The sequence below is a fragment of the Streptomyces sp. BYX5S genome, from assembly GCF_054724165.1.
The window spans coordinates 7,609,297-7,635,545 of record NZ_CM138829.1 but is presented as its reverse complement, the minus strand read 5'-3'; the positions used below and the strand labels follow the sequence as shown (position 1 = coordinate 7,635,545).

Below are 26,249 nucleotides of genomic sequence, written 5' to 3'. Positions count from 1 at the left end.
CCAGGTTCGGCCGCTCGGGGCATGGTGGACCCATGATTTTCATCGCCGTGAAGTTCACCGCCCGCCCCGAGCACGCCGACGCGTGGCTCGAGAAGACCGCCGCGTTCACCGCGGCCACCCGCGCGGAGGAGGGCAACCTCTTCTTCGACTGGTCCCGCAGCGTCGAGGACCCGAACCAGTTCGTGCTCCTCGAAGGCTTCCGGGACGGCGACGCCGGCGCCGCGCACGTCGGCTCCGACCACTTCAAGGCGGGCCTGGAGGCCATGGCCCCGCTGATCGCCACCACTCCCGAGATCATCAACGCCGACATCCCGAACGAGGGTTGGGGCGAGATGGGCGAGCTCTCCCCGCAGGCCTGAGCCCGCGCGGGACACGTACGAACGACGAAGGCCGCCGCACCCCTCACGGGGTGCGGCGGCCTTCGTCGTGCACGCGGGGAGCCGTCAAGGGCTCCAGGCGGCCGTGTGCGGCCTTCGCGGGCCGCAGGGGTCCCTGAGGACCCGGACGTTCAATCGAACCTCAGAGAACGCGCACCGCGCCGGTCGGCTGGTCGTAGGAGAGCGGCTTCTCGACGACACCGGTCGAGGAGTTCTGCGCGCCGACGAAGTTGCCGCCGCCCACGTAGATCGCGACGTGGTAGGCGCTGCCCGCGCCGCCCCAGTAGAGGATGTCGCCGGGCTGGAGGTTGTCCAGGGAGACCTGGGTGCCCTGCGTCGACTGGTCCTGCGAGACGCGCGGCAGGTCGACACCGGCCTGCTTGTACGCGGCCTGCACGAGACCCGAGCAGTCCCACGAGCTGGGGCCCGTGCCACCGGAGACGTAGGCGTCACCGATCTGCGCCTTGGCGAACGCCACGACGGCGGCGGCGGAGCCGCTGGCCGGGGCGGGCGTCTCGTCGGAGGACGACGAGGCGGAGGTCGCCTGGAGCGTGGTGCGCTCGGCGGAGCGGGAGGCGGCGGCCTTCTCGGCGGCCTCGCGCTTGGCGGCGGCCTCGGCCTTCGCCTTGGCTTCGGCCTTCTTCTGGGCCTCCGCCTTCTTCTCGGCGGCGACCTGGTCCTTCTTCGCCTGGTCGGCGGCCTTGTCGAAGGCGGCGTCGCGCTCGGCCTGGACCTGGTAGTTGGCCGCGGCCTGCTGGGTGGCTTCCGCGGACTGGGCGACCTGGGAGGACAGGTCGGTGGTGAGCGTGGGCATCTCTATGGTCTGCGTCACCGGCTCGGCGGCGTTCGCCGGACCAGCCGCACCAGCGACTGCCAGGGTGCTGAGGACGCCACCGGTGACTCCGGCGCGCAGGGCCATCTTCGAGGCACTGCGACGGGGCTTCCGGTGGCTGGGTATGTGAGCGGTGTGGGACATGAGAACAACCGGTATCAGGGCCTCCCCGATCCCTTCAAGAAACGTGTGGTGCGCCACAGTTGTGGAGCAGGGGCGCCGAAACCCGGTCCCGACAGGCTTTATTGACGCCGTAACGGGCAAATGGGACGGCCTCCGTCAGGGGTCTGAGCACGGGTTTTCCGCGATACGCCCGAATTGCCCCACGCTTACCACCCGTTGAGGCCGTTGGCCAAGCCCGGTTTCTGACGGATCGCCGGACAGGTGACGCAGGTCACATGGCGACCCCTAGGGGGCGCGACGCACACCGTACGAACACATCTCGAGTCCACCTCCGTTCACACCGCTCGCTCCAACGTGTGAACGGTGTCCACTATCAGCCAACCGTGTCCAGCGCCAATTTGCTTGCGCTCGCCACCTCTTGATATTGAGCACACCCCTCCGACCAGGGATTACCTGCCGAGTTGTCACCACTGGTGATCACTCAGGTGCTTCGCGTGTGAAGATCACCGCTCATCCGACTTCATGATCCTTCGTCAGGTGGTGGAGATCACAAAGTAGTTGGCGTACCCCGTGTCGCAGATCACAGAGTTGCAGGCATAGGATGCGGGGCAAGTTGGGCTTGTGACCCGCTTCACATGTGAGCGATCTTCGACCGTTCGCGGGATGTGGATGCGGGGGTGCGAGCCCGTGCAACCGCCAGCAGTCAGTGCCGACTGAGAGGAGCGAGGAGCGGTGAACGCCTATGCGCCCATCCTCGTACTGGGAGCCCTTGGGGCAGGCTTTGCGATCTTCTCCGTGGTCATGGCCACGCTTATCGGTCCAAAGCGGTACAACCGGGCCAAGCTTGAAGCGTATGAGTGCGGGATCGAGCCGACCCCCACGCCGGCCGGTGGCGGGCGCTTCCCGATCAAGTACTACCTGACGGCGATGCTCTTCATCATCTTCGATATCGAGATCGTCTTCCTCTACCCCTGGGCCGTCACCTTCGACGCCCTCGGGGTGTTCGGGCTCGTAGAGATGCTGCTCTTCGTGCTCACCGTCTTCGTCGCGTACGCGTACGTATGGCGGCGCGGCGGCCTGGAATGGGACTGAACCCCGTATAGGGGAGACCAGGAGCCACAGACCAATGGGACTCGAAGAAAAGCTGCCGAGCGGATTCCTGCTGACCACCGTCGAGCAGGCCGCGGGCTGGGTGCGCAAGTCGTCCATGTTCCCCGCCACGTTCGGCCTCGCCTGCTGCGCCATCGAGATGATGACGACGGGCGCGGGCCGCTACGACCTGGCGCGGTTCGGCATGGAGGTCTTCCGGGGCTCGCCCCGCCAGGCGGACCTGATGATCGTGGCCGGGCGGGTGAGCCAGAAGATGGCGCCCGTTCTGCGCCAGGTCTACGACCAGATGCCGAACCCCAAGTGGGTCATCTCCATGGGCGTCTGCGCCTCGTCCGGCGGGATGTTCAACAACTACGCGATCGTGCAGGGCGTCGACCACGTCGTTCCGGTCGACATCTATCTGCCCGGCTGCCCGCCCCGGCCCGAGATGCTGATGGACGCGATCCTCAAGCTCCACCAGAAGGTGCAGGGCGGCAAGCTCGGCGTGAACGCCGAGGAGGCGGCCCGCGAGGCGGAGGAAGCGGCGCGCAAGGCACTCCCGACGATCGAGATGAAGGGGCTGCTGCGGTGAGCGACGCGCACAGCAACGGGGTCAACCCCGAAAAGGACCTCAGCGCCTCCAACCTCCCGGGGCAGCGCGGCGACCAGGGCGAGGAGATCCGCGTCCAGCGCGGCATGTTCGGCGCCAACAACGGCGGCGACACCTCCGGATACGGCGGCCTCGTCCGCTCGATCCGCCTCCCCGGAGAAACCTCCCGCCCCTACGGCGGCTGGTTCGACGAGGTGGCCGACGAGCTGGAGGGCGCCCTGGAGGAACAGGGCCTCGTCCCCGAGAACGCCATCGACAGGACGGTCGTCGACCGCGGCGAACTCACCTTCCACATCGAGCGCGAACACCTGGTCCGCGTCGCCCGCACCCTGCGCGACGACCCGGCCCTGCGCTTCGAACTGTGCACGGGCGTCTCCGGGGTGCACTACCCCGAGGACAAGGGCCGCGAGCTGCACGCCGTCTACCACCTGCGCTCGCTCACCCACAACCGGCTGATCCGCCTGGAGGTCTCCGCCCCCGACGCGGACCCGCACATCCCGACCCTGGTCCCGGTGTACCCGACGAACGACTGGCACGAGCGCGAGGCGTACGACTTCTTCGGCATCGTCTTCGACGGCCACCCCGCGCTGACGCGGATCATGATGCCGGACGACTGGCAGGGCTTCCCGCAGCGCAAGGACTATCCCCTCGGCGGCATCCCCGTCGAGTACAAGGGCGCCCAGATCCCGGCTCCGGACCAGCGGAGGTCGTACTCCTGATGTCTTCCACTCCTTCTGCTCCCTCCGCTTCGCCGCGCGAGACCACCGAGGGCACCGTCTACACGGTCACCGGAGGTGACTGGGACGAGATCGCCGAGTCCGCGATCAAGTCCGACGACGAGCGCATCATCGTCAACATGGGGCCCCAGCACCCGTCCACGCACGGGGTGCTGCGCCTGATCCTGGAGATCGACGGCGAGACGGTCACCGAGGCCCGCTGCGGCATCGGCTACCTGCACACCGGTATCGAGAAGAACCTCGAATACCGCACGTGGACGCAGGGCACCACGTTCGTGACGCGCATGGACTACCTGACGCCGTTCTACAACGAGACGGCGTACTGCCTCGCGGTCGAGAAGCTCCTCGGCATCGAGAACGAGGTACCGGACCGCGCCAACATCATCCGCGTGCTCCTCATGGAGCTGAACCGGATGTCCTCGCACCTGGTGGCCATCGCCACCGGCGGCATGGAGCTCGGCGCGACCACGATCATGATCTACGGATTCCGCGATCGTGAACTCGTTCTCGACATCTACGAGTTGATCACCGGCCTGCGCATGAACCACGCGTACGTCCGGCCCGGCGGACTCGCCCAGGACCTGCCGCCCGGCGCGGTGGACCAGCTCCGCGAGTTCGTGAAGAAGATGAAGAAGAACCTTCCCGAGTACGACAAGCTCGCCACCGGGAACCCCATCTTCAAGGCCCGTATGCAGGACGTCGGCTACCTCGACCTCGCGGGCTGCATGGCCCTCGGCGCCACAGGACCGATCCTGCGCTCCGCCGGCCTGCCGCACGACCTGCGCAAGGCGCAGCCCTACTGCGGCTACGAGAACTACGACTTCGAGATCCCGACCGCCGACACCTGCGACTCCTACGGACGCTTCCTGATCCGCCTGGAGGAGATGCGCCAGTCGCTGCGCATCGTCGAGCAGTGCCTGGACCGCCTGGAGCCGGGCCCGGTCATGGTCGGCGACAAGAAGATCGCCTGGCCCGCCCAACTGGCCCTCGGCCCGGACGGCCTGGGCAACTCGCTCGACCACATCAAGAACATCATGGGCACCTCCATGGAGGCCCTCATCCACCACTTCAAGCTGGTGACCGAGGGTTTCCGCGTCCCGCCGGGACAGGCGTACGCCGCCGTGGAGTCGCCCAAGGGCGAGCTGGGTGTGCACGCCGTGTCCGACGGCGGCACCCGCCCGTTCCGGGTCCACTTCCGCGACCCGTCCTTCACCAACCTTCAGGCCATGGCGGCGATGTGCGAGGGCGGCCAGGTCGCCGACGTCATCGTCGCCGTCGCGTCCATCGACCCCGTGATGGGAGGCGTCGACCGGTGACCACCAGTTCTTCTGAGCAGGGCGTGAGTCTGGGCATGCCACAGCTGCCCGCGCCCGCGTACCCGGACGACGTCCGGACCCGCCTGGAGGCGGACGCGAAGGACATCGTCTCCCGCTACCCCGGCTCCCGTTCGGCGCTGCTTCCGCTGCTGCACCTCGTGCAGTCCGAGGAGGGGCACGTCACGCGCACCGGAATGCAGTTCTGCGCGGACGTGCTCGGCCTGACCACCGCCGAGGTCACCGCCGTCGCGACCTTCTACACGATGTACCGCCGCAAGCCGAGCGGCGACTACCAGGTGGGCGTCTGCACCAACACCTTGTGCGCCGTCATGGGCGGCGACGCCATCTTCGAGTCGCTCCAGGAGCACCTCGGCGTCGGCAACAACGGGACGACGGACGACGGCAGGATCACGCTGGAGCACATCGAGTGCAACGCCGCTTGTGATTTCGCTCCCGTGGTGATGGTCAACTGGGAGTTCTTCGACAACCAGACGCCCGAGTCCGCCCGGCAGCTCGTCGACGACCTGCGCGCGGGCGCGCAGGTGTCACCCACGCGCGGCGCCCCCTTGTGCACCTTCAAGGAGACCGCGCGCATCCTGGCCGGATTCCCGGACGAGCGCGCCGGCGCCGTCGACGCCAGTGGCAGCGCGGGACCCGCGTCCCTGATCGGACTCCGCCTGGCCAAGGGCGAGACGGAGCCCGCGCGCGTGGTCCACCCGCGAGGCGGGGGCGCCGAGGGCGAACAGCCCCACGACCCGTCGCCCACCGAGCACTTGAGCTCGCACGACGCGCCGCAGGACACGTCGGCCTCCGACCCGCAGCACCCAGCGGGACCGACCGCCGAGGAGGGGGAGTGATGACCTTGGCAGCCGAGATCGACAACAACGACACCAGCCCGGAGAAGCTGCTCTCTCCGGTCCTGTCGGCCTTCTGGGACCAGGACAAGTCCTGGTCCTTGGATGTGTACCGCCGGCACGAGGGATACGAGGGGCTGCGCAAGGCCCTCGCCATGGCACCGGACGACCTGATCGCGTATGTGAAGGACGCGGGGCTCCGCGGGCGTGGTGGCGCCGGATTCCCGACCGGGATGAAGTGGCAGTTCATCCCGCAGGGAGACGGCAAGCCTCACTATCTCGTTGTCAACGCCGACGAATCGGAGCCGGGGACCTGCAAGGACATCCCGCTCCTCTTCGCGAACCCGCACAGCCTCATCGAGGGCATCGTGATCGCCTGTTACGCGATCCGTTCCGAGCACGCGTTCATCTACTTGCGCGGTGAAGTGGTCCCCGTACTGCGGCGCCTGCACGAGGCCGTGCGCGAGGCCTACGCCGCAGGGTATCTCGGGCAGAACATCCTGGGCAGCGGTCTCAATCTGGAACTCACCGTGCACGCCGGCGCGGGCGCGTACATCTGTGGTGAGGAGACCGCACTCCTGGACTCGCTCGAAGGCCGCCGTGGTCAGCCGCGACTGCGACCCCCCTTCCCTGCCGTCGCGGGCCTCTACGCCTGCCCCACTGTGGTGAACAACGTCGAGTCCATCGCGTCGGTTCCCGCGATCATCAATCGGGGGAAGGACTGGTTCAAATCGATGGGCAGCGAGAAGTCCCCGGGCTTCACGCTGTACTCGCTCAGCGGCCACGTCGCGAGCCCCGGCCAGTACGAGGCCCCGCTCGGCATCACGCTGCGCCAGCTGCTCGACATGAGCGGTGGCATGCGGCCCGGCCACCGCCTCAAGTTCTGGACCCCCGGCGGCAGTTCCACGCCGATGTTCACCGAGGAGCACCTCGACGTCCCCCTCGACTACGAGGGCGTCGGCGCCGCCGGATCGATGCTCGGCACGAAGGCGTTGCAGTGCTTCGACGAGACGACCTGCGTCGTGCGCGCGGTCACCAGGTGGACCGAGTTCTACGCCCACGAGTCCTGTGGCAAGTGCACGCCGTGCCGCGAAGGAACGTACTGGCTCGTCCAGTTGCTCCGCGACATCGAGGCCGGCAAGGGCACGCTGTCCGACCTCGACAAGCTGAACGACATCGCCGACAACATCAACGGCAAGTCGTTCTGCGCCCTCGGCGACGGCGCCGCCTCGCCGATCTTCTCCTCGCTCAAGTACTTCCGCGACGAGTACGAGCAGCACATCACGGGCAAGGCCTGCCCCTTCGACCCGGCCAAGTCGACGCTCTGGGCGGACCGGGCCGACAAGCACCGCACGGAGGTGAACGCGTGACCGTCACGACCAACGCTCCCTCCGGGGGCGGCGAAGCGGCTGTTCCGCCGGAGGACCTCGTCTCCCTCACCATCGACGGCATCGAGATCAGCGTGCCCAAGGGCACGCTGGTCATCCGGGCCGCCGAGTTGCTGGGCATCGAGATCCCCCGGTTCTGCGACCACCCGCTGCTCGACCCGGCGGGCGCCTGCCGGCAGTGCATCGTGGAGGTGGAGGGCCAGCGCAAGCCGATGGCGTCCTGCACCATCACCTGCACCGACGGCATGGTGGTCAAGAGCCAGCTTTCCTCCCCGGTCGCCGAGAAGGCGCAGAAGGGGGTCATGGAGCTGCTGCTCATCAACCACCCCCTGGACTGCCCGGTCTGCGACAAGGGCGGCGAGTGCCCGCTCCAGAACCAGGCCATGTCGCACGGCCAGGCCGACTCGCGCTTCGACGGCAAGAAGCGCACCTACGAGAAGCCGGTCCCGATCTCGAAGCAGGTGCTGCTCGACCGCGAGCGGTGCGTGCTGTGCGCGCGCTGCACCCGGTTCTCCAACCAGATCGCGGGCGACCCGATGATCGAGCTGATCGAGCGCGGCGCGCTCCAGCAGGTCGGCACGGGTGAGGGCGACCCCTTCGAGTCGTACTTCTCCGGGAACACGATCCAGATCTGCCCGGTCGGCGCGCTGACCTCGGCGGCGTACCGGTTCCGCTCCCGGCCCTTCGACCTCGTGTCCTCGCCGAGCGTGTGCGAGCACTGCGCGGGCGGCTGCGCGACCCGCACCGACCACCGGCGCGGCAAGGTGATGCGCCGCCTCGCGGCCGACGACCCCGAGGTCAACGAGGAGTGGATCTGCGACAAGGGCCGCTTCGGCTTCCGGTACGCGCAGAAGCCCGACCGGTTCACCCACCCCCTCGTACGGGACACGGAGAGCGGTGAACTGCGGCCCGCTTCCTGGCCGGAGGCGCTGGAGGCCGCCGCGCGCGGACTGTCCGCCGCGCGGTCCCGGGCCGGGGTGCTCACCGGTGGCCGGCTCACCGTCGAGGACGCGTACGCGTACAGCAAGTTCGCGCGCGTCGCCCTCGACTCGAACGACATCGACTTCCGCGCGCGCGTGCACAGCAGCGAGGAAGCCGACTTCCTGGCGGCCCGTGTCGCCGGCCGCGGCCGCGACCTGGACGGCAGCGGCGTCACGTACACGAAGCTGGAGAAGGCCCCGGCCGTGCTCCTCGTCGGGTTCGAGTCGGAGGAGGAGGCGCCCGGCGTCTTCCTGAAGCTCCGCAAGGCGTGGCGCAAGAGCGGCCAGAAGGTCTACTCGCTGTCCACGCACATGACGCGCGGCCTGGAGAAGGCGGGCGGCACGCTGCTGCCGGCCGCTCCCGGCACCGAGCCCGAGTGGCTGGACGCCCTCGCCTCCGGTTTCGGTCTTGAGGGCGGGGGAGCGGACGCCTCGCAGGCGTTGCGCGGCGAAGGCGCCGTGATCGTGGTCGGCGAGCGGCTCGCCGCTTCGTCCGGCGGCCTCACCGCGGCCGTCCGGGCCGCGTCCGCGACCGGGGCCCAGCTGGTGTGGATCCCGCGCAGGGCCGGGGAGCGCGGCGCCGTCGAGGCGGGCGCGCTGCCGTCGCTGCTGCCGGGCGGCCGTCCGGCGACCGACCCGCGCGCGCGGGAGCAGGTCGCCGCCGCCTGGGGCGTGGCCGAACTGCCGCACCGCTTCGGGCGGGACACCGGGCAGATCGTGGAGGCCGCCGCCACCGGCGAGCTCCAGGCCCTCGTGGTGGCCGGGGTCGAGGTCGCCGACCTGCCGTCCCCGGCACGCGCGCGTGAAGCCCTTCACGAGGTGGGCTTCCTGGTCTCCTTGGAGCAGCGGCCGAGCGAGGTCACCGACCACGCCGACGTCGTCCTTCCGGTGGCCGCGGTCGCCGAGAAGGCGGGCACGTTCCTCAACTGGGAGGGGCGGGCCCGGATGTTCGAGGCCGCGCTGAAGCCCGACCAGATGACGCGGCGGGTCGCGCCCACGGACGCGCGCGTGCTGCACATGGTGGCGGACGCCATGGACGTCCACCTGGCGCTGCCCGATCTGCGGTCGCTGCGCGGCGAGTTGGACCGGCTGGGCAACTGGGACGGGCCGCACGCGACCGAGCCCCTGGACACGGCGGGCCAGCTGCCGCGGCCCTCCGCCGGAGAGGCCGTCCTTGCCGGACACCGGCTGCTGCTCGACCAGGGCCGCCTCCAGGAGGGCGACGAGGCGCTCGCCGGAACCCGGCACGCCGCCCTCGCGCGCGTGTCCGCCGCGACCGCCGCCGAGGCGGGCGTCAAGGACGGCGACGTCCTGGCGGTCACCGGGGCGCTGGGCCGCGTCGAACTGCCGCTCCAGGTCACCGAGATGCCCGACCGCGTCGTGTGGCTGCCGCTCAACTCCGTCGGCGGCGGTGTCGCCTCGGACACGGGGGCGCTCCCCGGCGACCTGGTGAAGATCGGTCCGGCCGTCGCCGCCGGAGCCCCGGAGGTGCAGTCATGAACTCACTGGGAATGAGCCCGGTGGCGCTGAGCCCCCTGGCCGCCGAGGACCTCTCGATGTTCGGCCGCGATCCCTGGTGGCTCGTCGTCGTCAAGGCGGTCTTCTGCTTCGCCTTCCTGATGGTGACCGTGCTGTTCTCCATCGTGTGGGAGCGCAAGGTCGTCGCCTGGATGCAGCTGCGCATCGGCCCGAACCGGCACGGCCCCTGGGGCATGCTCCAGTCGCTCGCCGACGGCATCAAGCTGATGCTCAAGGAAGACCTGATCGTCAAGCGCGCCGACAAGGTGGTCTACGTCCTCGCGCCGATCGTCGCGGCGATCCCCGCCTTCATGGCGATCGCCGTGATCCCGTTCGGCCCGGCAGGCAACGAGATCTCGATCTTCGGCCAGCGCACCACGATGCAGCTCACCGACCTGCCGATCGCGATGCTCTACATCCTCGCGGTCGCCTCCGTCGGCATCTACGGCATCGTCCTCGCGGGCTGGTCGTCCGGGTCGACGTACCCGCTGCTCGGGGGCCTGCGCTCCTGCGCGCAGATGATCTCGTACGAGATCGCGATGGGCGCCGCGTTCGCGTCGGTGTTCCTCTACTCGGGCTCGATGTCGACCTCGGAGATCGTCGCCCAGCAGCACGACCGCTGGTACATCCTGCTGCTGCCGGTCTCGTTCCTGCTGTACATCGTGACGATGGTCGGCGAGACCAACCGCGCCCCGTTCGACATGCCGGAGTCCGAGGGCGACCTCGTCGGCGGCTTCAACACCGAGTACTCGTCCATCAAGTTCGCGATGTTCATGCTCGCCGAGTACGTGAACATGGTGACGGTCTCGGCGGTGTCCGTGACGCTCTTCCTGGGCGGCTGGCGCGCACCGTGGCCGATCTCCACGTTCTGGGAGGGCGCGAACCACGGCTGGTGGCCGATGCTCTGGTTCGTCGTCAAGGTGCAGCTGCTGCTGTTCTTCTTCATCTGGCTGCGCGGCACGCTGCCCCGCGTCCGCTACGACCAGCTGATGAAGCTCGGCTGGAAGGTCCTCATCCCGGTCTCCGTGGTGTGGCTGATGCTGGTGGCGACCGTACGGACGCTGCGCAACGAGAACTACGACTTCGCCTCCATCGCCCTGTACGTCGGCGCCGCGATCCTCGTGGTCCTGCTCCTGTCGTTCGTCGTGGACATCTTCCGCGACCGGGGGGCCAAGCAGCGGGAGGCCGAGGAGGAACCCGCGGCCTTCGACCCGATGGCGGGCGGATTCCCCGTGCCGCCGCTGCCCGGACAGACCCTGCCGCCCGTGCCGCGCAGGCGCCCCCGCCGTGAGCGGGAGCTGATTGTCAGTGGCGGCCCCGATACTCAGAGTGACGAGTCGCTCGGCGGATCTCGCGAAGGAAAGGAGGCGTCCGATGGCTGACGAGACCAACTCCGGCCAGCAGAAGGACACCGAGCCGGGGTTCATGAACCCCGTCGCCGGCTTCGGCGTGACCTTCAAGGCCATGTTCAAGAAGCGGCTGACCGAGCAGTACCCGGAGCAACCGAAGACCACTGCTCCCCGCTTCCACGGCAGGCACCAGCTCAACCGCCATCCGGACGGCCTGGAGAAGTGCGTCGGCTGCGAGCTGTGCGCCTGGGCGTGCCCGGCGGACGCGATCTACGTGGAGGGCGCGGACAACACCGAGGAGGAGCGCTACTCCCCGGGTGAGCGCTACGGCCGGGTCTACCAGATCAACTACGCGCGCTGCATTCTGTGCGGGCTGTGCATCGAGGCGTGCCCCACGCGCGCGCTGACGATGACCAACGAGTTCGAGCTGGCGGACAGCAGCCGCGCCAACCTGATCTACACCAAGGAGCAGCTGCTCGCCGGGCTCGACGAGGGCATGGTCGACAGCCCGCACTCGATCTTCCCCGGCATGGACGAGCAGGACTACTACCGGGGTCTCGTCACCGAGGCCGCGCCCGGCACGGAGCGCCAAGTGGCCGTGTCCAAGGGCGAGAAGCCGGACGAGGCGATCTCCGAGGACGAGGCGGAGGTGGACGCATGAGCGCGCAGCTCGCGACGACCCTCGCCGCTTCCACCACCTCCACCGGTGAGGCCGTCCAGTTCTGGATCCTCGGCACGGTCGCCGTCATCGGCGCCCTGTGCACGATCCTGATGAAGAAGGCCGTGCACAGCGCCCTCTGCCTGGCCGGCACCATGATCATCCTGGCGATCTTCTACCTGGCCAACGGGGCGTACTTCCTGGGCATCGTGCAGATCGTCGTCTACACCGGCGCGATCATGATGCTCTTCCTCTTCGTGGTCATGCTCGTCGGCGTCACCGCGGCCGACTCCCTGAAGGAGACCATCAAGGGGCAGCGCTGGCTCGCCGCCCTGTGCGGGCTCGGCTTCGGGGTGCTGCTCGTCGCGGGGATCGGCAACGCCTCGCTGAAGCAGTTCAACGGCCTGGGCAAGGCCAACGCGGGCGGGAACGTGGAGGGCCTCGCGACCCTCATCTTCACCAAGTACGTCTTCGCCTTCGAGATCACCGGCGCCCTGCTGATCACGGCCGCGGTCGGCGCGATGGTGCTCACGCACCGCGAGCGCACGGAACGGGCCAAGACCCAGCGCGAGCTGGCCGAGCAGCGGGTGCGCGAGGGCAAGCACCTCCCGCCGCTGCCCGCCCCCGGCGTCTACGCCCGGCACAACGCGGTGGACATCGCGGGCCTGCTCCCCGACGGCACCCCGTCGGAGCTCACGGTCATGCAGACGCTGCGCGAGCGCGGCCAGATCCGGGACGTCTCCGGTGAGGCGATGAGCGACCTGAAGGCCCTGGAGCAGCGGTCGGCCGAGCGCCTGGAGCGCGAGGACACCGGGCGCGAGGACACCGGGCGCGTCGAGCGCGAGCGGGCCGAGGAGGCGTCGAAGTGAATCCGGTCAACTACCTGTATCTCGCCGCCCTGTTGTTCACGATCGGCGCCACCGGCGTGCTCATCAGGCGGAACGCGATCGTCGTGTTCATGTGCATCGAGCTGATGCTGAACGCGTGCAACCTCGCGTTCGTCGCGTTCTCCCGCATGCACGGCAACCTCGACGGCCAGATCATCGCGTTCTTCACGATGGTCGTCGCCGCCGCGGAGGTCGTGGTGGGGCTCGCGATCATCGTGTCGCTGTTCCGTTCCCGCCACTCGGCCTCGGTCGACGACGCCAGCCTGATGAAGCTGTAAGGGGTCGCTGAATCGTGGAGAACCTGATTGCGCTGCTTGTCGCGGCGCCCCTGCTCGGAGCGGCCGTACTGCTGTGCGGCGGGCGGGCGTTGGACCGGGTGGGTCATCTGCTCGGCACACTGCTCGCGGCCGTCTCCTTCGTGATCGCCGCCGTGCTCTTCTCCGACCTGCTCGGCAGGGGCCCGGAGGACCGGGAGCTCAGCCAGCACCTGTTCAGCTGGATCCCCGTCGAGGGCTTCCAGGCGGACATCGCCTTCCAGCTCGACCAGCTGTCGATGACGTTCGTGCTGCTGATCTCCGGTGTGGGCACGCTCATCCACCTCTACTCGATCGGGTACATGGAGCACGACGAGCGGCGCCGCCGCTTCTTCGGCTACCTGAACCTGTTCCTCGCGGCGATGCTCCTGTTGGTCCTCGCCGACAACTACCTGCTGCTGTACGTCGGTTGGGAGGGCGTGGGCCTCGCCTCGTACCTGCTGATCGGTTTCTGGCAGCACAAGCCGAGCGCGGCCACCGCCGCGAAGAAGGCGTTCCTGGTCAACCGGGTCGGCGACATGGGTCTGTCGATCGCGATCATGCTGATGTTCACGACGTTCGGGACGTTCGCCTTCGGGCCGGTCCTGGAGGCCACCGGGGACACAAGTGAGGGCAAGCTCACCGCGATCGGCCTGATGCTGCTGCTCGCCGCGTGCGGCAAGTCGGCGCAGGTGCCGCTCCAGTCGTGGCTCGGGGACGCGATGGAGGGCCCGACCCCGGTCTCGGCCCTCATCCACGCCGCGACGATGGTGACCGCTGGCGTCTACCTGATCGTCCGGTCCGGCGCGATCTTCAACGCGGCGCCCGACGCGCAGTTGGTGGTCACCATCGTCGGCGCGGTCACGCTGCTGTTCGGTGCGATCGTCGGTTGCGCCAAGGACGACATCAAGAAGGCCCTCGCCGGTTCGACGATGTCGCAGATCGGCTACATGATCCTCGCCGCGGGCCTCGGCCCCATCGGCTACGTCTTCGCGATCATGCACCTGGTGACGCACGGCTTCTTCAAGGCGGGCCTCTTCCTCGGCGCCGGTTCGGTCATGCACGGCATGAACGACGAGGTCGACATGCGCAAGTACGGGGCCCTGCGGAAGTACATGCCGGTCACCTTCGTGACGTTCGGCCTCGGGTATCTGGCCATCATCGGCTTCCCCGGACTGTCCGGCTTCTTCTCCAAGGACAAGATCATCGAGGCGGCGTTCGCCAAGGGCGGCACCGAGGGCTGGATCCTCGGCTCCGTCGCCCTGCTCGGCGCGGCCATCACCGCGTTCTACATGACCCGCGTGATGATCATGACGTTCTTCGGTGAGAAGCGCTGGCAGCCGGACGCCGAGGGCCACGAGCCGCACCCGCACGAGTCCCCGTCGTCCATGACGATCCCGATGATCCTGCTCGCGGTCGGCTCGGTCTTCGCCGGTGGCTTCTTCTCCATCGGCGACCGCTTCCTGCACTGGCTGGAGCCGGTCACCGGACACGACCACGGGCACGCGCCGATCAGCGCGGGCGCGGTCACCGGCGCCACCATGGTCTGCCTCGTCATCGGCGTCGGCCTCGCCTGGGCCCTGTACGGGCGCCGCGAGGTTCCCGTCGTCGCCCCGCGCGGCTCGCTGCTCACCCGCGCCGCCCGGCGTGACCTGCTCCAGGACGACTTCAACCACGTGGTCCTGGTGCGCGGCGGCGAGCACCTCACGCGCTCCCTCGTGTACGTCGACCACACCCTGGTCGACGGGGTGGTCAACGGGACGGCGGCCTCGGTCGGGGGCCTCTCCGGTCGGCTGCGCAAACTCCAGAACGGCTACGTGCGCTCGTACGCCGTCTCGATGTTCGGCGGCGCGGCGGTCATCGCCGCGGTGACCCTGCTGATGAGGGCGGTCTGATACCGATGTCCTTTCCTCTGCTGACAGCGACGGCGGTACTGCCGGCCGTGGGTGCGATCGCCACGGCCGCCGTGCCGGCGAAGCAGCGCACCGCGGCCAAGTGGCTCGCGCTGCTGTTCTCGCTCGCCACTCTGGTCCTCGCGGCGGTGGTCGCGGTCCGGTTCGACCCGGGCGGCAGCCGGTTCCAACTCACCGAATCGCACGCGTGGATCGCCGACTTCGGGGTCCGCTACGAGCTGGGTGTGGACGGCATCGGGGTGGCGCTCATCGCGCTGACCGCGCTGCTGATCCCGTTCGTCATCCTCGCGGGCTGGCACGACGCCGACCCGCAGGAGACGGGCAACACCAGGTGGCGGCCGACGCAGGGCTTCTTCGCCCTGATCCTCCTCGTCGAGGCGATGGTGATCATCTCCTTCGAGGCCACCGACGTCTTCCTCTTCTACATCTTCTTCGAAGCCATGCTCATCCCGATGTACTTCCTCATCGGCGGCTTCGGGGACCGGGCGGGTCCGCACGGCGAGAAGGAGGCCGCGACCCAACGCAGTTACGCGGCCGTCAAGTTCCTCCTCTACAACCTGGTCGGCGGCCTCATCATGCTGGCCGCCGTCATCGGCCTGTACGTGGTGGCCGGGAGCTTCTCGCTCTCGGAGATCGCCGAGGCCCGCGCGAGCGGTTCGCTCGACATGGCGACCAACACCGAGCGGCTGCTCTTCCTCGGCTTCTTCTTCGCCTTCGCGGTGAAGGCCCCGCTGTGGCCGCTGCACACCTGGCTGCCGAACGCGATGGGTGAGGCCACCGCCCCGGTCGCCGTACTGATCACGGCCGTCGTCGACAAGGTCGGCACGTTCGCGATGCTCCGCTTCTGCCTCCAGCTCTTCCCGGAGGCCAGCAAGTGGGCGACGCCGGTGATCCTGGTGCTCGCCCTGATCAGCATCGTCTACGGGGCGCTGCTCGCGGTCGGCCAGCGCGACATCAAGCGCCTGGTCGCCTACGCGTCGATCTCGCACTTCGGCTTCATCATCATGGGCATCTTCGCGATGACCAGCCAGGGCCAGTCCGGCGCGACGCTCTACATGGTCAACCACGGGATCTCGACGGCGGCGCTGATGCTGGTCGCCGGCTTCCTGATCTCGCGGCGCGGCTCGCGGCTCATCGCGGACTACGGGGGCGTGCAGAAGGTCGCCCCGGTGCTCGCCGGTACGTTCCTGATCGGCGGTCTGGCGACGCTCTCGCTGCCGGGTCTCGCGCCGTTCGTGAGCGAATTCCTGGTCCTGGTCGGCACGTTCGCGCGCTACCCGGTGATCGGCATCATCGCCACCTTCGGCATCGTGCTCGCCGCGCTCTACACGCTGGTGCTCTACCAGCGCACCATGACGGGCCCGGTGAAGCCGTCGACCGAGGGCATCGCGGACCTGCGGGTGCGTGAGCTCGCGGTCGTGGTCCCGCTGATCGGCGTACTGATCTTCCTCGGTGTCTACCCGAAGCCGCTCACCGAGCTGGTGAACCCGGCGGTCAAGCACACCCTGTCCGACGTCCACCAGAAGGACCCGAAGCCGGAAGTGGAGGCGGCTCACAAGTGACCACGTCAGCCGTCCACAGTCTGTGGACAACCGCGGCCGAACCGCTCTCCAAGCTCGACGCACCGAAGATCGAATACGGGCAATTGTCCCCGACCTTGATCGTCATCGGTGCCGCCGTCCTGGGGATCCTGGTCGAGGCCTTCGTGCCGCGCCGCGCGCGCTACTACGCGCAGGTGTTCCTCTCGGTCGTCGCGCTCGCGGCCGCCTTCGCGGCGGTCGTGGGGCTCGCGGCCGGCGGGTACGGGACGACGAAGGCGCACATCGCGGCCATGGGCGCGATCGCCGTCGACGGCCCGGCGCTCTTCCTCCAGGGGACCATCCTGCTGGCCGGACTCGTCGCGATCTTCACGTTCGCGGAGCGCCGGCTCGACCCGGAGGCGCACGGCAACCGCGTCGACTCGTTCGCCGCGCAGGCCGCCTCCGTGCCCGGCAGCGACAGCGAGAAGGCCGCCATAAAGGCCGGGTTCACCACCACCGAGGTGTTCCCGCTGGCGCTCTTCGCGATCGGCGGCATGCTGGTCTTCCCCGCGGCGAACGACCTGCTGACGCTGTTCATCGCCCTGGAGGTCTTCTCCCTCCCGCTGTACCTGCTGTGCGCCCTGGCCCGCCGCAAGCGGCTCATGTCGCAGGAGGCCGCGGTCAAGTACTTCCTGCTCGGCGCCTTCGCCTCCGCCTTCACCCTGTTCGGCATCGCGCTGCTGTACGGGTACGCGGGCTCGGTCTCGTACAGCACGATCGCGAGTGTCGTCGACGGGTCGATCCAGAACGTGGACCCGGCGCTCGCCGACACCATGGGCAACGACGCGCTGCTGCTCATCGGCATGGCGCTGGTCGTCATGGGGCTGCTGTTCAAGGTCGGCGCCGTCCCGTTCCACATGTGGACGCCGGACGTCTACCAGGGCGCTCCGACGCCCGTCACCGGCTTCATGGCGGCGGCCACGAAGGTCGCGGCCTTCGGCGCGCTGCTGCGCCTGCTGTACGTGGTGCTGCCGGGGATGCGCTGGGACTGGCGGCCGGTCATGTGGGCCGTCGCCATCGTCACGATGCTCGCCGGTGCGATCGTCGCGATCACGCAGACCGACATCAAGCGGCTCCTCGCGTACTCGTCGATCGCGCACGCCGGCTTCATCCTGGCCGGTGTCATCGCGACGTCGCCCGACGGCGTGTCGTCCGTCCTGTTCTACCTGGCCGCGTACTCCTTCGTGACCATCGGCGCCTTCGCCGTGGTGACGCTGGTGCGCGACGCGGGCGGCGAGGCGACGCATCTGTCGAAGTGGGCGGGGCTGGGGCGCAGGTCGCCGCTGGTCGCGGCGGTCTTCGCGGTGTTCCTGCTGGCGTTCGCCGGGATCCCGCTGACCTCCGGGTTCGCGGGCAAGTTCGCCGTGTTCAAGGCGGCGGCCGAGGGCGGCGCGGGCGCGCTCGTCGTGGTCGGTGTCGTGTCCTCGGCGATCGCGGCGTTCTTCTACATCCGTGTGATCGTCCTCATGTTCTTCAGCGAGCCGAAGGCGGACGGGCCGACCGTGGCCGTGCCGTCGCCGCTGACCATGACGACGATCGGTGTGGGTGTCGCCGTCACGATCGTGCTGGGGCTCGCGCCGCAGTACTTCCTGGACCTGGCGGGTCAGGCCGGGGTGTTCGTGCGGTAGCGGCGCTGCCGTCGATCCCGGTGGAGGCCCGGTCCCCGAAGGGGGCCGGGCCTCCCTGTGCGCGGCGCGACCCCCAGCCTGTGGATAACTTTCCGGAGTGTCGGTCCCGACCCCTATCGTTACTGGAGAAGTCGAGACGAGCTGGACGCACGGGGGCACGGCGATGGACGGGACACAGGGTATGAGCGAGGTGACCGGGAGCGAGGCACTCGCCACGCTCCACCGGGTCTTCGGGTACGACGCCTTCCGCGGCGAGCAGGAAGCGATCATCGACCACGTGGTGGGCGGTGGGGACGCCGTCGTCCTCATGCCGACCGGTGGCGGCAAGTCGCTCTGCTACCAGATCCCGGCGCTGGTCAGGCCGGGCGTCGGCGTCGTCGTCTCGCCGCTGATCGCGCTGATGCAGGACCAGGTGGACGCGCTGCGGGCGCTCGGCGTGCGCGCCGGGTTCATGAACTCGACGCAGGACTTCGAGGAGCGCCGCCTCGTGGAGGCCGAGTTCCTCGCGGGCGAGATCGACCTGCTCTACCTGGCGCCCGAGCGGCTGCGTCTCGACTCCACGCTGGAGCTGCTCTCGCGGGGCAAGGTGTCGCTGTTCGCCATCGACGAGGCGCACTGCGTGGCGCAGTGGGGGCACGACTTCCGGCCTGACTACCTGGCCCTGTCCGTGCTCGGCCAGCGCTGGCCGGACGTGCCGCGCATCGCCCTCACCGCGACGGCCACGCACGCCACGCACCAGGAGATCACCCAGCGGCTCGGCATGCCGGACGCCAAGCACTTCGTGGCGAGCTTCGACCGGCCCAACATCCAGTACCGGATCGTCGGCAAGAACGACCCGAAGAAGCAGCTGCTCAGCTTCCTCAAGCAGGAGCACGAGGGCGACGCGGGCATCGTCTACTGCCTCTCCCGCAAGTCGGTCGAGGCGACGGCCGAGTTCCTGAGTCGCAACGGGATCGCGGCGGTGCCCTACCACGCGGGCCTGGACGCGCGGATGCGGGCGGAGCACCAGTCGCGGTTCCTGCGCGAGGAGGGCCTCGTCGTCTGCGCGACCATCGCGTTCGGCATGGGCATCGACAAGCCCGACGTACGGTTCGTCGCCCACCTCGACCTGCCGAAGTCCGTCGAGGGCTACTACCAGGAGACCGGTCGCGCGGGGCGTGACGGGCTGCCGTCGACGGCGTGGATGGCGTACGGGCTGCAGGACGTCGTGCAGCAGCGGAAGATGATCAACATGGGGGAGGGGGACGAGGCGTTCCGGCGCCGCGCCTCCGCGCACCTCGACTCGATGCTGGCGCTGTGCGAGACGGCGCAGTGCCGGCGGGCCCAGCTGCTCACGTACTTCGGGCAGGAGGGCGCCCAGTCCTGCGGCAACTGCGACACGTGCCTGTCGCCGCCCGAGACGTGGGACGGCACGATCGCCGCGCAGAAGATCCTGTCGACCGTGGTGCGGCTGGAGCGGGAGCGGCGGCAGAAGTTCGGTGCGGGCCAGATCATCGACATTCTGCTCGGCAGGCGCAGCGCCAAGGTCATCCAGTTCGACCACGACCAGCTGTCCGTGTTCGGGATCGGGCAGGAGCTGGCGGAGGCCGAATGGCGGGGTGTGGTGCGGCAGTTGCTGGCGCAGGGGCTCGTCGCGGTCGAGGGGGAGTTCGGGACGCTGGTGCTGACCGAGGAGAGCGGGGCGGTGCTCGGGCGGCAGCGGGAGGTGCGGCTGCGCAAGGAGGCCAAGCCGGCGCCGCGGGCGGCGGGTGCGCGGGAGCGCAAGGCGCGGGCGCCCGAGGTGGAGTTGCCGCCGGAGGTGGCGCCGGTCTTCGAGGCGTTGCGGGCGTGGCGGGGGGCGCAGGCGAAGGAGAACGGGGTGCCGGCGTATGTGATCTTCCAGAATGCGACGTTGCGGGAGATCGCGGTGCAACAGCCGACGACGATTGGGCAGTTGGGGGCGATTGGTGGGGTCGGGGAGAAGAAGTTGGCGACGTGGGGGGAGGGTGTGCTGGGTGTCTTGGCTGGCTTGAGGGGAGACGTGGAGGCGCCGCCGGTGGAGGAGGAGGCGGTGCCGGAGGACGTGGACTGGTAGGGGTCGGCTCCGCCGCCGTTCCGGTCCCGTTTCCCCACGCCACGGGGCTCCGCCCCGGACCCCGCTCCTCAAGCGCCGGAGGGGCTCCAAAAGATCGGGGCTCTGCCCCGGGCCCCGCTCCTCAAGCGCCGGAGGGGCTGGATTGGCTGAGCCTTGCCGGCGCTTGAGGGTCTAAAGAGTTCGTAATGTCTGAATGGCCCGTTGGTGGAGTGGTGGGTTCCGGCTTAGCGTCGTTTTCCGGTGGGCACGGACGGGACCCGGCGCGGGTCCGAGGGGGACACGTCTGGGGGGACCCGTGGCCAAGAGTGCCGGGAGTGTCGGCAGCGCGCGGAGCACGGTCCTCGACGTGGACCGTGAAGTGCCGGGGCTGATCGTGAAGTTCGGGGACTACCCGTTGCACCACGGAGGGGTCGGAGCCATTCGCAGCCTGGGGCGTCTCGGCGTGCCCATGTACGCGATCACGGAGGACCGTTGCACGCCCGCCGCGGCCTCGCGGTATCTGACCAGGGCCTTTCCGTGGCGTACGACGGGGACGGAGCGGCCCGAGCGGCTCGTCGAGGGGCTGCTGCGGGTGGCCCGCAGGATCGGCCGGCCGACGGTGCTGATCCCGACGGACGAGGAGGCGGCGGTCCTCATCGCCGAGCACCAGGGACCGCTCGCCGACGCGGGGCTCCTCTTCCCGCGCGTGCAGCCGGAGCTGCCGCGCCGCGTCGCCAGCAAGCAGGGGCTGCACGAACTGTGCGAGGAGCACGGCATCCCGTCGCCGACGGCCGCGTTCCCGGCGTCGTACGCGGACATCGAGGAGTTCGCGGCGCGGGCCCGGTTCCCGGTCGTGGCGAAGAACCGGGAGGCGTTCACGCGCCGCTCGCGGCCCGCCGTCAACGGGACCACGAGGATCGCGACCCCGGGCGGGCTGCGCCGGCTCGCCCTCGGCTGGGGCGAGAAGCCCGGGGTGATCCTCCAGGAGTACCTGCCGCGCGAGGACGCCGAGGACTGGATCGTGCACGCGTACGTCGACCAGGACTCCACGCCGCTCGCCCTGTTCACCGGCGTCAAGGTGCGCTCCTGGCCGCCGCACGCGGGCATGACGGCGCACGCGTACGTCGTCGACAACCCGGAGCTCGCGGATCTCGCCGCGCGCTTCATCAAGCAGATCGGTTTCACCGGAATCATCGACCTCGATCTGCGCTTCGACCGGCGCGACGGGCAGTACAAGCTGCTCGACTTCAATCCGCGGATGGGCGCCCAGTTCCGCCTCTTCGAGAACGAGGCGGGCGTCGACGTCGTCCGCGCCATGCACCTCGCACTCACCGGCCGCCCCGTTCCGGAGGGGGAACAGCGGGCGGGACACCGCTACGTCGTGGAGAACATCGACCTGCCGGCGCTGCTCGCGTACCGGCGCAGCGGTTATACGACCCCGCACGCCCCGTCCCGAGCCAGCGGGACGGAGCTCGCGTGGTGGGCGGCCGACGATCCGCGGCCGTTCTTCACGATGCTCGCCCGGTTCGTACGGCCGGGGGCGAAGCATCTGTACCAGCTGTGGCGGACCAACCGCCGCGGTGGCGGCACCGGTTCACTCCGACAGCAGTAGTCCGACAGCGGTATGCGGAGCAGGTGACGCCGCGTCGTCCTGGGGAGGGGCTTCGTGAATCATCCGGTAGCAGTCATGGGGGCGGGCCCCTACGGCCTGTCCACCGCCGCCCACCTGAGGGCGCGCGGGATACCCGTCAGGGTCTTCGGGGAGCCCATGGTGAGCTGGCGCTCGCACATGCCCGAAGGCATGATCCTCAAGTCCGTGCCGTCCGCGTCGAACATCGACGCGCCGCAGCGCGGCCACACCCTCGCCGACTACTGCGACGCGGCCGGGATCGAGCGGCTCGTCACGGACGAGGACCTGATCCCCGCCGAGACGTTCGTGGCGTACGGGGACTGGTTCCAGCGCAAGCTGGTGCCCGAACTGGAGCGGGTCCGGGTGGTCTCCGTCGACCGGCGCGGAGGCGAGGGCTTCGAGCTGAAGCTGGACTCGGGCGAGCAGTTCACGGCGCGGGCCGTGGTCGTCGCCACCGGACTGTCCGGCCTGGAGCACCTGCCGCGGGAGTTCGCCGCGGCCGTGCCCGACGGGCCCGCCCCCACGGGCCCGGTGTCGCACAGCGCGCAGCACCACGACCTGACCCGGTTCGCGGGGAAGCGGCTGCTCGTCGTCGGAGCGGGGCAGTCCGCGCTGGAGACGGCGGCGCTCGCGGCGGAGGCGGGCGCGAGCGTGGAGGTGGTGGCGCGCGGCCCGAAGGGAAGGAGCCGGGTGCGCTTCGGTGCGCCCCCGTGGGATCAGCCGAGGTTCCGCCCCGGGACCCCGTTCGGCAACGCGTGGTCGTTGTACGCGCTCACGTACTACCCGCATCAGTACCGTCAACTGCCGCCGCAGGCGCGGCACTTCCTGGTCAGGCGGGTGCTGGGGCCGCTCGGTGCGTGGTGGCTGAAGGAGCGGTTCGAGGGCGCGGTGGCGGTACGGGACGTCGCCGCGGTGGAGCGGGTGACGGTGTCCGGGGGCGCGCCCGTGCTGAGCGTGCGGACGCACGACGGGCGGGGCGAGGAGCTGTCCGCCGACCACGTCGTCGCGGCGACCGGGTACCGGGTGGACCTGGCGGCGATGCCGTTCCTGGGGGAGGGGCTGCGCACCCGGCTCGCCACCAGCCGGGGCACGCCGCGGCTCGGCGCCGGATACGTCTCGTCCGTGCCCGGCCTGTACTTCACGGGGATGCTGGGCGGGTCCTCGTACGGTCCGGTGATGCGTTTCGTGTGCGGCACGGAGTTCGCCTCGCCGCGGCTCGCGCGGCATCTGGCGGCGGCGCACGGGTAGTGCGCGGGCGCGCGCCAACTACCCGTGGGTACGTACAGGTTGGGTGCGCAGAGGACGTAACCCGAACAGATGACACGGCGTCGTCGTGACCGGCCTTCCTCGCCACGGCGGCCGGTACTCGACGGGTCGCGGGGGCGGGCGGTCCGTATTCTTCGGATCATGCCCGCACCCGCATATGCACTCATCGCCACTGACCTGGACGGCACGCTGCTGCGCGGCGACGACACGGTCTCCGACCGGACCCGCGACGCCCTGGCGGCGGCCGCCGCCGCGGGCGTCCGGCACATCGTGGTGACGGGGCGGCCCGCGCCCCGCGTGAAGCCGCTCCTCGACGACCTCGGGGGGAGCGGACTCGCCGTGTGCGCCCAGGGCGCGCAGTTGTACGACGGCGTACGGGACCGCCTGCTGTGGTCGCTGACGCTCGAGAGGGACCTCGCCGAGCAGGCGCTCGGGAAGATCGAGGCGGAGGTCGGTCAGGTGTACGCGGCCGTCGACCAGGACGGGGTGGACGGCGTCACGCTCATCGAACCCGGCTACCTCATGCCGCACCCGACGCTGCCGGCGGTACGGGTGCGGGGGCGCGCCGCGTTGTGGGCGCGGCCGATCAGCAAGGTGCTGCTGCGCCATCCGGCCCTGTCCGACGACGAGTTGGCGTCGGTGGCGCGGGCGGCGGTGGGGCCGCTCGCGACGGTCACGATGTCCGGTCCCGGGACGGTGGAGCTTCAGCCGCGGGGGGTGACGAAGGCGACCGGGCTGAGTCTGGCGGCGGAGCGGATGGGGGTGGCGGCTGCCGAGACGATTGCCTTCGGCGACATGCCGAATGACGTGCCGATGTTCGCGTGGGCGGGGAGGGGGGTGGCGGTGGCCAATGCGCATGGGGAGTTGAGGGCGGTTGCCGACGAGGTGACTTCGTCGAACGAGGAGGACGGGGTCGCGGTCGTCCTCGAACGCCTCCTCGCCTGACCACGGGGCTCCGCCCCCCGGCCCCGCTCCTCAGGCGGTGACTGAGCCTCGCCGGCGATTGAGGCGGGCGGTGCCGTGGGGGCGGCCTCGGGGCTCCGCCCCGGACCCCGCTGCTCAAGCGCCGCAGGGGCTGAAAGATCGGGGCTCCGCCCCGGACCCCGCTGCTCAATCGCCGCAGGGGCTTGAATGGGCCAGGGGCTGAAGGGGCTAGCCCGCCGTGCGCGGGATGTGGTGGTTCCAGGTGCGGTGGAAGACGATTTCGTCGGCGTCGTGGCAGATGACCTCGTTGGACGTGATGAACTCCGTTGCGGTGCACGTGATTTCGGAGCGGGTGGAGACGCGGGCGTCCCAGGCCGCGTCGGGGCGGTGCAGGCGGATGGACCAGTCGGAGCGGGTGCGGGCCGAGAGGGGGTCGGACTCGTCGATGACGTACGTCTCCGTCGCGTCCTCGGTGAACTCCAGGCCGTCCGGGTACACGCGCGTGCCGCCGTACCGGGGGTCGACCTCCAGGCGCCACTCGCCCGCCGCGACGTCGCGTACGACGAGGCGTTCCGGGCGCGGGCCCTCCAGGGTCTCCGGGTAGACCACGCCCAGCGGCTCCGACTGCTCCGGCGCGGCGAAGGAGACCTCCCCGCCGGCCTCGGGCCCCCGCACGGGGAGCTCCAGCGCGCTGCCCGCCGGGTCCAGCGTGAACCCGGCCTCCGACCCCGCCTGCGGCCAGATCCACGGCCAGTACGCCGAGGAGACCGCGAGGCGGATGCGGTGACCGGCCGGGAAGGCGTGGCCGATGCCGTTCAGGTCGAACACCACGTCCTCCGTGGTGCCCGGCTCCCACGGCACGTTCTCCGCGCGGCCCCGGCGCGACGACAGGTTCAGCACGCCGCGCGTCACCAGCGTCGAGGAGCCGTCCGGCGCCACGTCGCACACGCGGGCGACGACCTGTCCGCGCTCCACCGGGCACGTCACCCGCAGCGTCACGCGCGGCCGCCCGAGGACCCGTACCTCCTGCGGCACCTCGAACTCGAAGCACGCCGACTTGGCGTCCTCCTCGCGCTGGTCCGGCGGCAGGTCCGCGTCGTTGCCGAACGGGAAGAAGCGGCCCGCGTCCAGGCCCGTGTGCTGCGGCGAGCGGACGATCTGGGGCGGGCCCTGGAGGGCGTATGCGACCTTCTCGACGTTCGGGGACGGCCAGGAGGGGTCGCCGACCCAGCGGCCCGGCAGCTGGTCGTAGACCGTCGCAGGCGGGTGCGAGTCGCTGATCCAGGAGCGCAGCTTCGGCTCCGCCATGACGCCGGTGTCGTCGCCCTTCAGCCAGTGGTCCCACCAGCGCAGCGTCTCCTGGAGGAAGCCGATCGCCGGGCCCGGCGGCAGGCCGCGGTCCGGGTACTGGTGCGACCAGGGGCCGATCAGGCCGCGGACCTGGTCGTCGGGCAGGTTCTCCACCAGGCGCAGCACCGTGTCCCGGTACGGGTCGTGCCAGCCGCCGACCGCGAGGACGCCCGCCTTGATCGCCGAGTAGTCCTCGCAGACGCTGCCGTGCCGCCAGTAGTCGTCACGGGTCTGGTGGTCGAGCCAGGTGTGGATGAACGGGTCGACGGCTTCGAGACGCGTCGTCCACATGTCCTTCCACGCGTCGCCCACGTACCGCGGGTCCGGCGGGCGGGAGACGAACGCCAGCATCGTCGCCGCCCACGCGTGCATGTCCACGGCGAGCACGGAGCCGCCCATGTAGTGCACGTCGTTGTCGTAGCGGTCGTCCGCCGAGCAGACGGTCACGATGGCCTTCAGCGGCTCGGGGGCGAGCGCGGCGATCTGGAGGGAGTTGAATCCGCCCCAGGAGATGCCGAACATGCCGACCTTGCCGGACGACCAGGGCTGCGCGGCGAGCCAGTGCACGACCTCGACGCCGTCCGCGAGCTCCGTCTCGGAATACTCGTCGGTCGGCAGCCCCTCGCTGTTGCCGTGCCCGCGCACGTCCACGCGCACGGAGGCGTAGCCATGACCCGCGTACCAGGGGTGCCGCTGCCAGTCGCGCGGCGCCGTCCAGTCGGAGAGCCGGTACGGGAGGTATTCGAGGAGCACCGGGACGGGCTCGTCGGTCACCGGCCGCCAGACGCGGGCGAACAGCGTGGTCCCGTCCGACAGGGGTACGCGGATGTCCTCGCGGACCGTCCCGAACGGGAACTCGGTCTGGATCTTGGGAGTCGTGCTCATGGGAGAACC

Annotated in this window: 21 protein-coding genes; 19 read left to right on the top strand and 2 right to left on the bottom strand. The window is 69.9% G+C overall.

The window, feature by feature from the left end:
• Positions 1–32 precede the first annotated feature (32 nt).
• Positions 33–359, top strand: a complete 327-nt coding sequence (locus tag ACYBSK_RS34425; RefSeq protein WP_460244427.1) for a putative quinol monooxygenase — start codon at positions 33–35, stop codon at positions 357–359.
• Between the two features lie 160 nt (positions 360–519).
• On the opposite strand, the gene ACYBSK_RS34420 is transcribed toward ACYBSK_RS34425, so the two are convergent.
• Complete coding sequence (locus ACYBSK_RS34420; protein ID WP_460244426.1) at positions 520–1,353, bottom strand: C40 family peptidase; 834 nt, start codon at positions 1,351–1,353, stop codon at positions 520–522.
• 711 nt (positions 1,354–2,064) lie between these two features.
• Between ACYBSK_RS34420 and ACYBSK_RS34415 the strand changes: the two genes are divergently transcribed.
• From ACYBSK_RS34415 to ACYBSK_RS34330, 18 genes are all read left to right on the top strand, one after another.
• Positions 2,065–2,424: an NADH-quinone oxidoreductase subunit A gene (locus ACYBSK_RS34415; protein WP_033319564.1), complete on the top strand. Its 360-nt coding sequence runs from the start codon at positions 2,065–2,067 to the stop codon at positions 2,422–2,424.
• Between the two features lie 34 nt (positions 2,425–2,458).
• Positions 2,459–3,013 carry a NuoB/complex I 20 kDa subunit family protein gene (locus ACYBSK_RS34410; protein ID WP_422408828.1) on the top strand — a complete coding sequence of 185 codons (555 nt, stop codon included), beginning with the start codon at positions 2,459–2,461 and terminating at the stop codon, positions 3,011–3,013.
• On the top strand, positions 3,010–3,750 hold the full coding sequence (locus tag ACYBSK_RS34405; protein WP_457481153.1) for an NADH-quinone oxidoreductase subunit C: 741 nt from the start codon (positions 3,010–3,012) through the stop codon (positions 3,748–3,750). The genes ACYBSK_RS34410 and ACYBSK_RS34405 overlap by 4 nt, the downstream gene beginning before the upstream one ends.
• Entirely contained in the window at positions 3,750–5,084 is a 1,335-nt protein-coding gene (locus ACYBSK_RS34400; RefSeq protein WP_457481152.1) for an NADH-quinone oxidoreductase subunit D, read from the top strand. The genes ACYBSK_RS34405 and ACYBSK_RS34400 overlap by 1 nt, the downstream gene beginning before the upstream one ends.
• Positions 5,081–5,941, top strand: coding sequence for an NADH-quinone oxidoreductase subunit NuoE (gene nuoE, locus ACYBSK_RS34395; RefSeq protein WP_460244425.1), 861 nt, complete (start codon positions 5,081–5,083; stop codon positions 5,939–5,941). Before ACYBSK_RS34400 ends, nuoE begins: the two co-directional genes overlap by 4 nt.
• Positions 5,941–7,308 carry an NADH-quinone oxidoreductase subunit NuoF gene (gene nuoF, locus ACYBSK_RS34390; RefSeq protein WP_457481150.1) on the top strand — a complete coding sequence of 456 codons (1,368 nt, stop codon included), beginning with the start codon at positions 5,941–5,943 and terminating at the stop codon, positions 7,306–7,308. Before nuoE ends, nuoF begins: the two co-directional genes overlap by 1 nt.
• A complete protein-coding gene (locus ACYBSK_RS34385; RefSeq protein WP_457481149.1) occupies positions 7,305–9,806 on the top strand; it encodes an NADH-quinone oxidoreductase subunit G in 2,502 nt (833 codons plus the stop codon). The genes nuoF and ACYBSK_RS34385 overlap by 4 nt, the downstream gene beginning before the upstream one ends.
• 26 nt (positions 9,807–9,832) lie before the next feature.
• Entirely contained in the window at positions 9,833–11,206 is a 1,374-nt protein-coding gene (nuoH, locus tag ACYBSK_RS34380; RefSeq protein WP_457481951.1) for an NADH-quinone oxidoreductase subunit NuoH, read from the top strand.
• Positions 11,199–11,834, top strand: a complete 636-nt coding sequence (nuoI, locus tag ACYBSK_RS34375; protein ID WP_460244424.1) for an NADH-quinone oxidoreductase subunit NuoI — start codon at positions 11,199–11,201, stop codon at positions 11,832–11,834. The genes nuoH and nuoI overlap by 8 nt, the downstream gene beginning before the upstream one ends.
• Positions 11,831–12,700, top strand: coding sequence for an NADH-quinone oxidoreductase subunit J (locus tag ACYBSK_RS34370; RefSeq protein ID WP_460244423.1), 870 nt, complete (start codon positions 11,831–11,833; stop codon positions 12,698–12,700). The genes nuoI and ACYBSK_RS34370 overlap by 4 nt, the downstream gene beginning before the upstream one ends.
• Entirely contained in the window at positions 12,697–12,996 is a 300-nt protein-coding gene (gene nuoK, locus ACYBSK_RS34365) for an NADH-quinone oxidoreductase subunit NuoK (protein ID WP_003974374.1), read from the top strand. The genes ACYBSK_RS34370 and nuoK overlap by 4 nt, the downstream gene beginning before the upstream one ends.
• 14 nt (positions 12,997–13,010) lie before the next feature.
• Positions 13,011–14,906: an NADH-quinone oxidoreductase subunit L gene (gene nuoL, locus ACYBSK_RS34360; RefSeq protein WP_457481146.1), complete on the top strand. Its 1,896-nt coding sequence runs from the start codon at positions 13,011–13,013 to the stop codon at positions 14,904–14,906.
• A 5-nt stretch (positions 14,907–14,911) separates the two neighbouring features.
• Positions 14,912–16,486, top strand: a complete 1,575-nt coding sequence (locus ACYBSK_RS34355; RefSeq protein WP_460244422.1) for an NADH-quinone oxidoreductase subunit M — start codon at positions 14,912–14,914, stop codon at positions 16,484–16,486.
• Positions 16,483–18,132 carry an NADH-quinone oxidoreductase subunit NuoN gene (gene nuoN / locus ACYBSK_RS34350; RefSeq protein ID WP_457481144.1) on the top strand — a complete coding sequence of 550 codons (1,650 nt, stop codon included), beginning with the start codon at positions 16,483–16,485 and terminating at the stop codon, positions 18,130–18,132. The genes ACYBSK_RS34355 and nuoN overlap by 4 nt, the downstream gene beginning before the upstream one ends.
• 181 nt (positions 18,133–18,313) lie before the next feature.
• The gene (gene recQ, locus ACYBSK_RS34345) at positions 18,314–20,206 is read left to right on the top strand and encodes a DNA helicase RecQ (RefSeq protein ID WP_460244421.1); all 1,893 of its coding nucleotides are present in this window, start codon (positions 18,314–18,316) and stop codon (positions 20,204–20,206) included.
• A gap of 346 nt (positions 20,207–20,552) precedes the next feature.
• Positions 20,553–21,797, top strand: coding sequence for a carboxylate--amine ligase (locus ACYBSK_RS34340; RefSeq protein ID WP_460247152.1), 1,245 nt, complete (start codon positions 20,553–20,555; stop codon positions 21,795–21,797).
• Between the two features lie 54 nt (positions 21,798–21,851).
• Entirely contained in the window at positions 21,852–23,063 is a 1,212-nt protein-coding gene (locus ACYBSK_RS34335) for an FAD-dependent oxidoreductase (RefSeq protein ID WP_460244420.1), read from the top strand.
• A gap of 159 nt (positions 23,064–23,222) precedes the next feature.
• Positions 23,223–24,026, top strand: a complete 804-nt coding sequence (locus ACYBSK_RS34330) for an HAD family hydrolase (RefSeq protein ID WP_460244419.1) — start codon at positions 23,223–23,225, stop codon at positions 24,024–24,026.
• A 207-nt stretch (positions 24,027–24,233) separates the two neighbouring features.
• Here ACYBSK_RS34330 and ACYBSK_RS34325 read toward each other — a convergent pair whose 3' ends face one another.
• Complete coding sequence (locus ACYBSK_RS34325) at positions 24,234–26,240, bottom strand: CocE/NonD family hydrolase (protein ID WP_460244418.1); 2,007 nt, start codon at positions 26,238–26,240, stop codon at positions 24,234–24,236.
• Positions 26,241–26,249 lie beyond the last annotated feature (9 nt).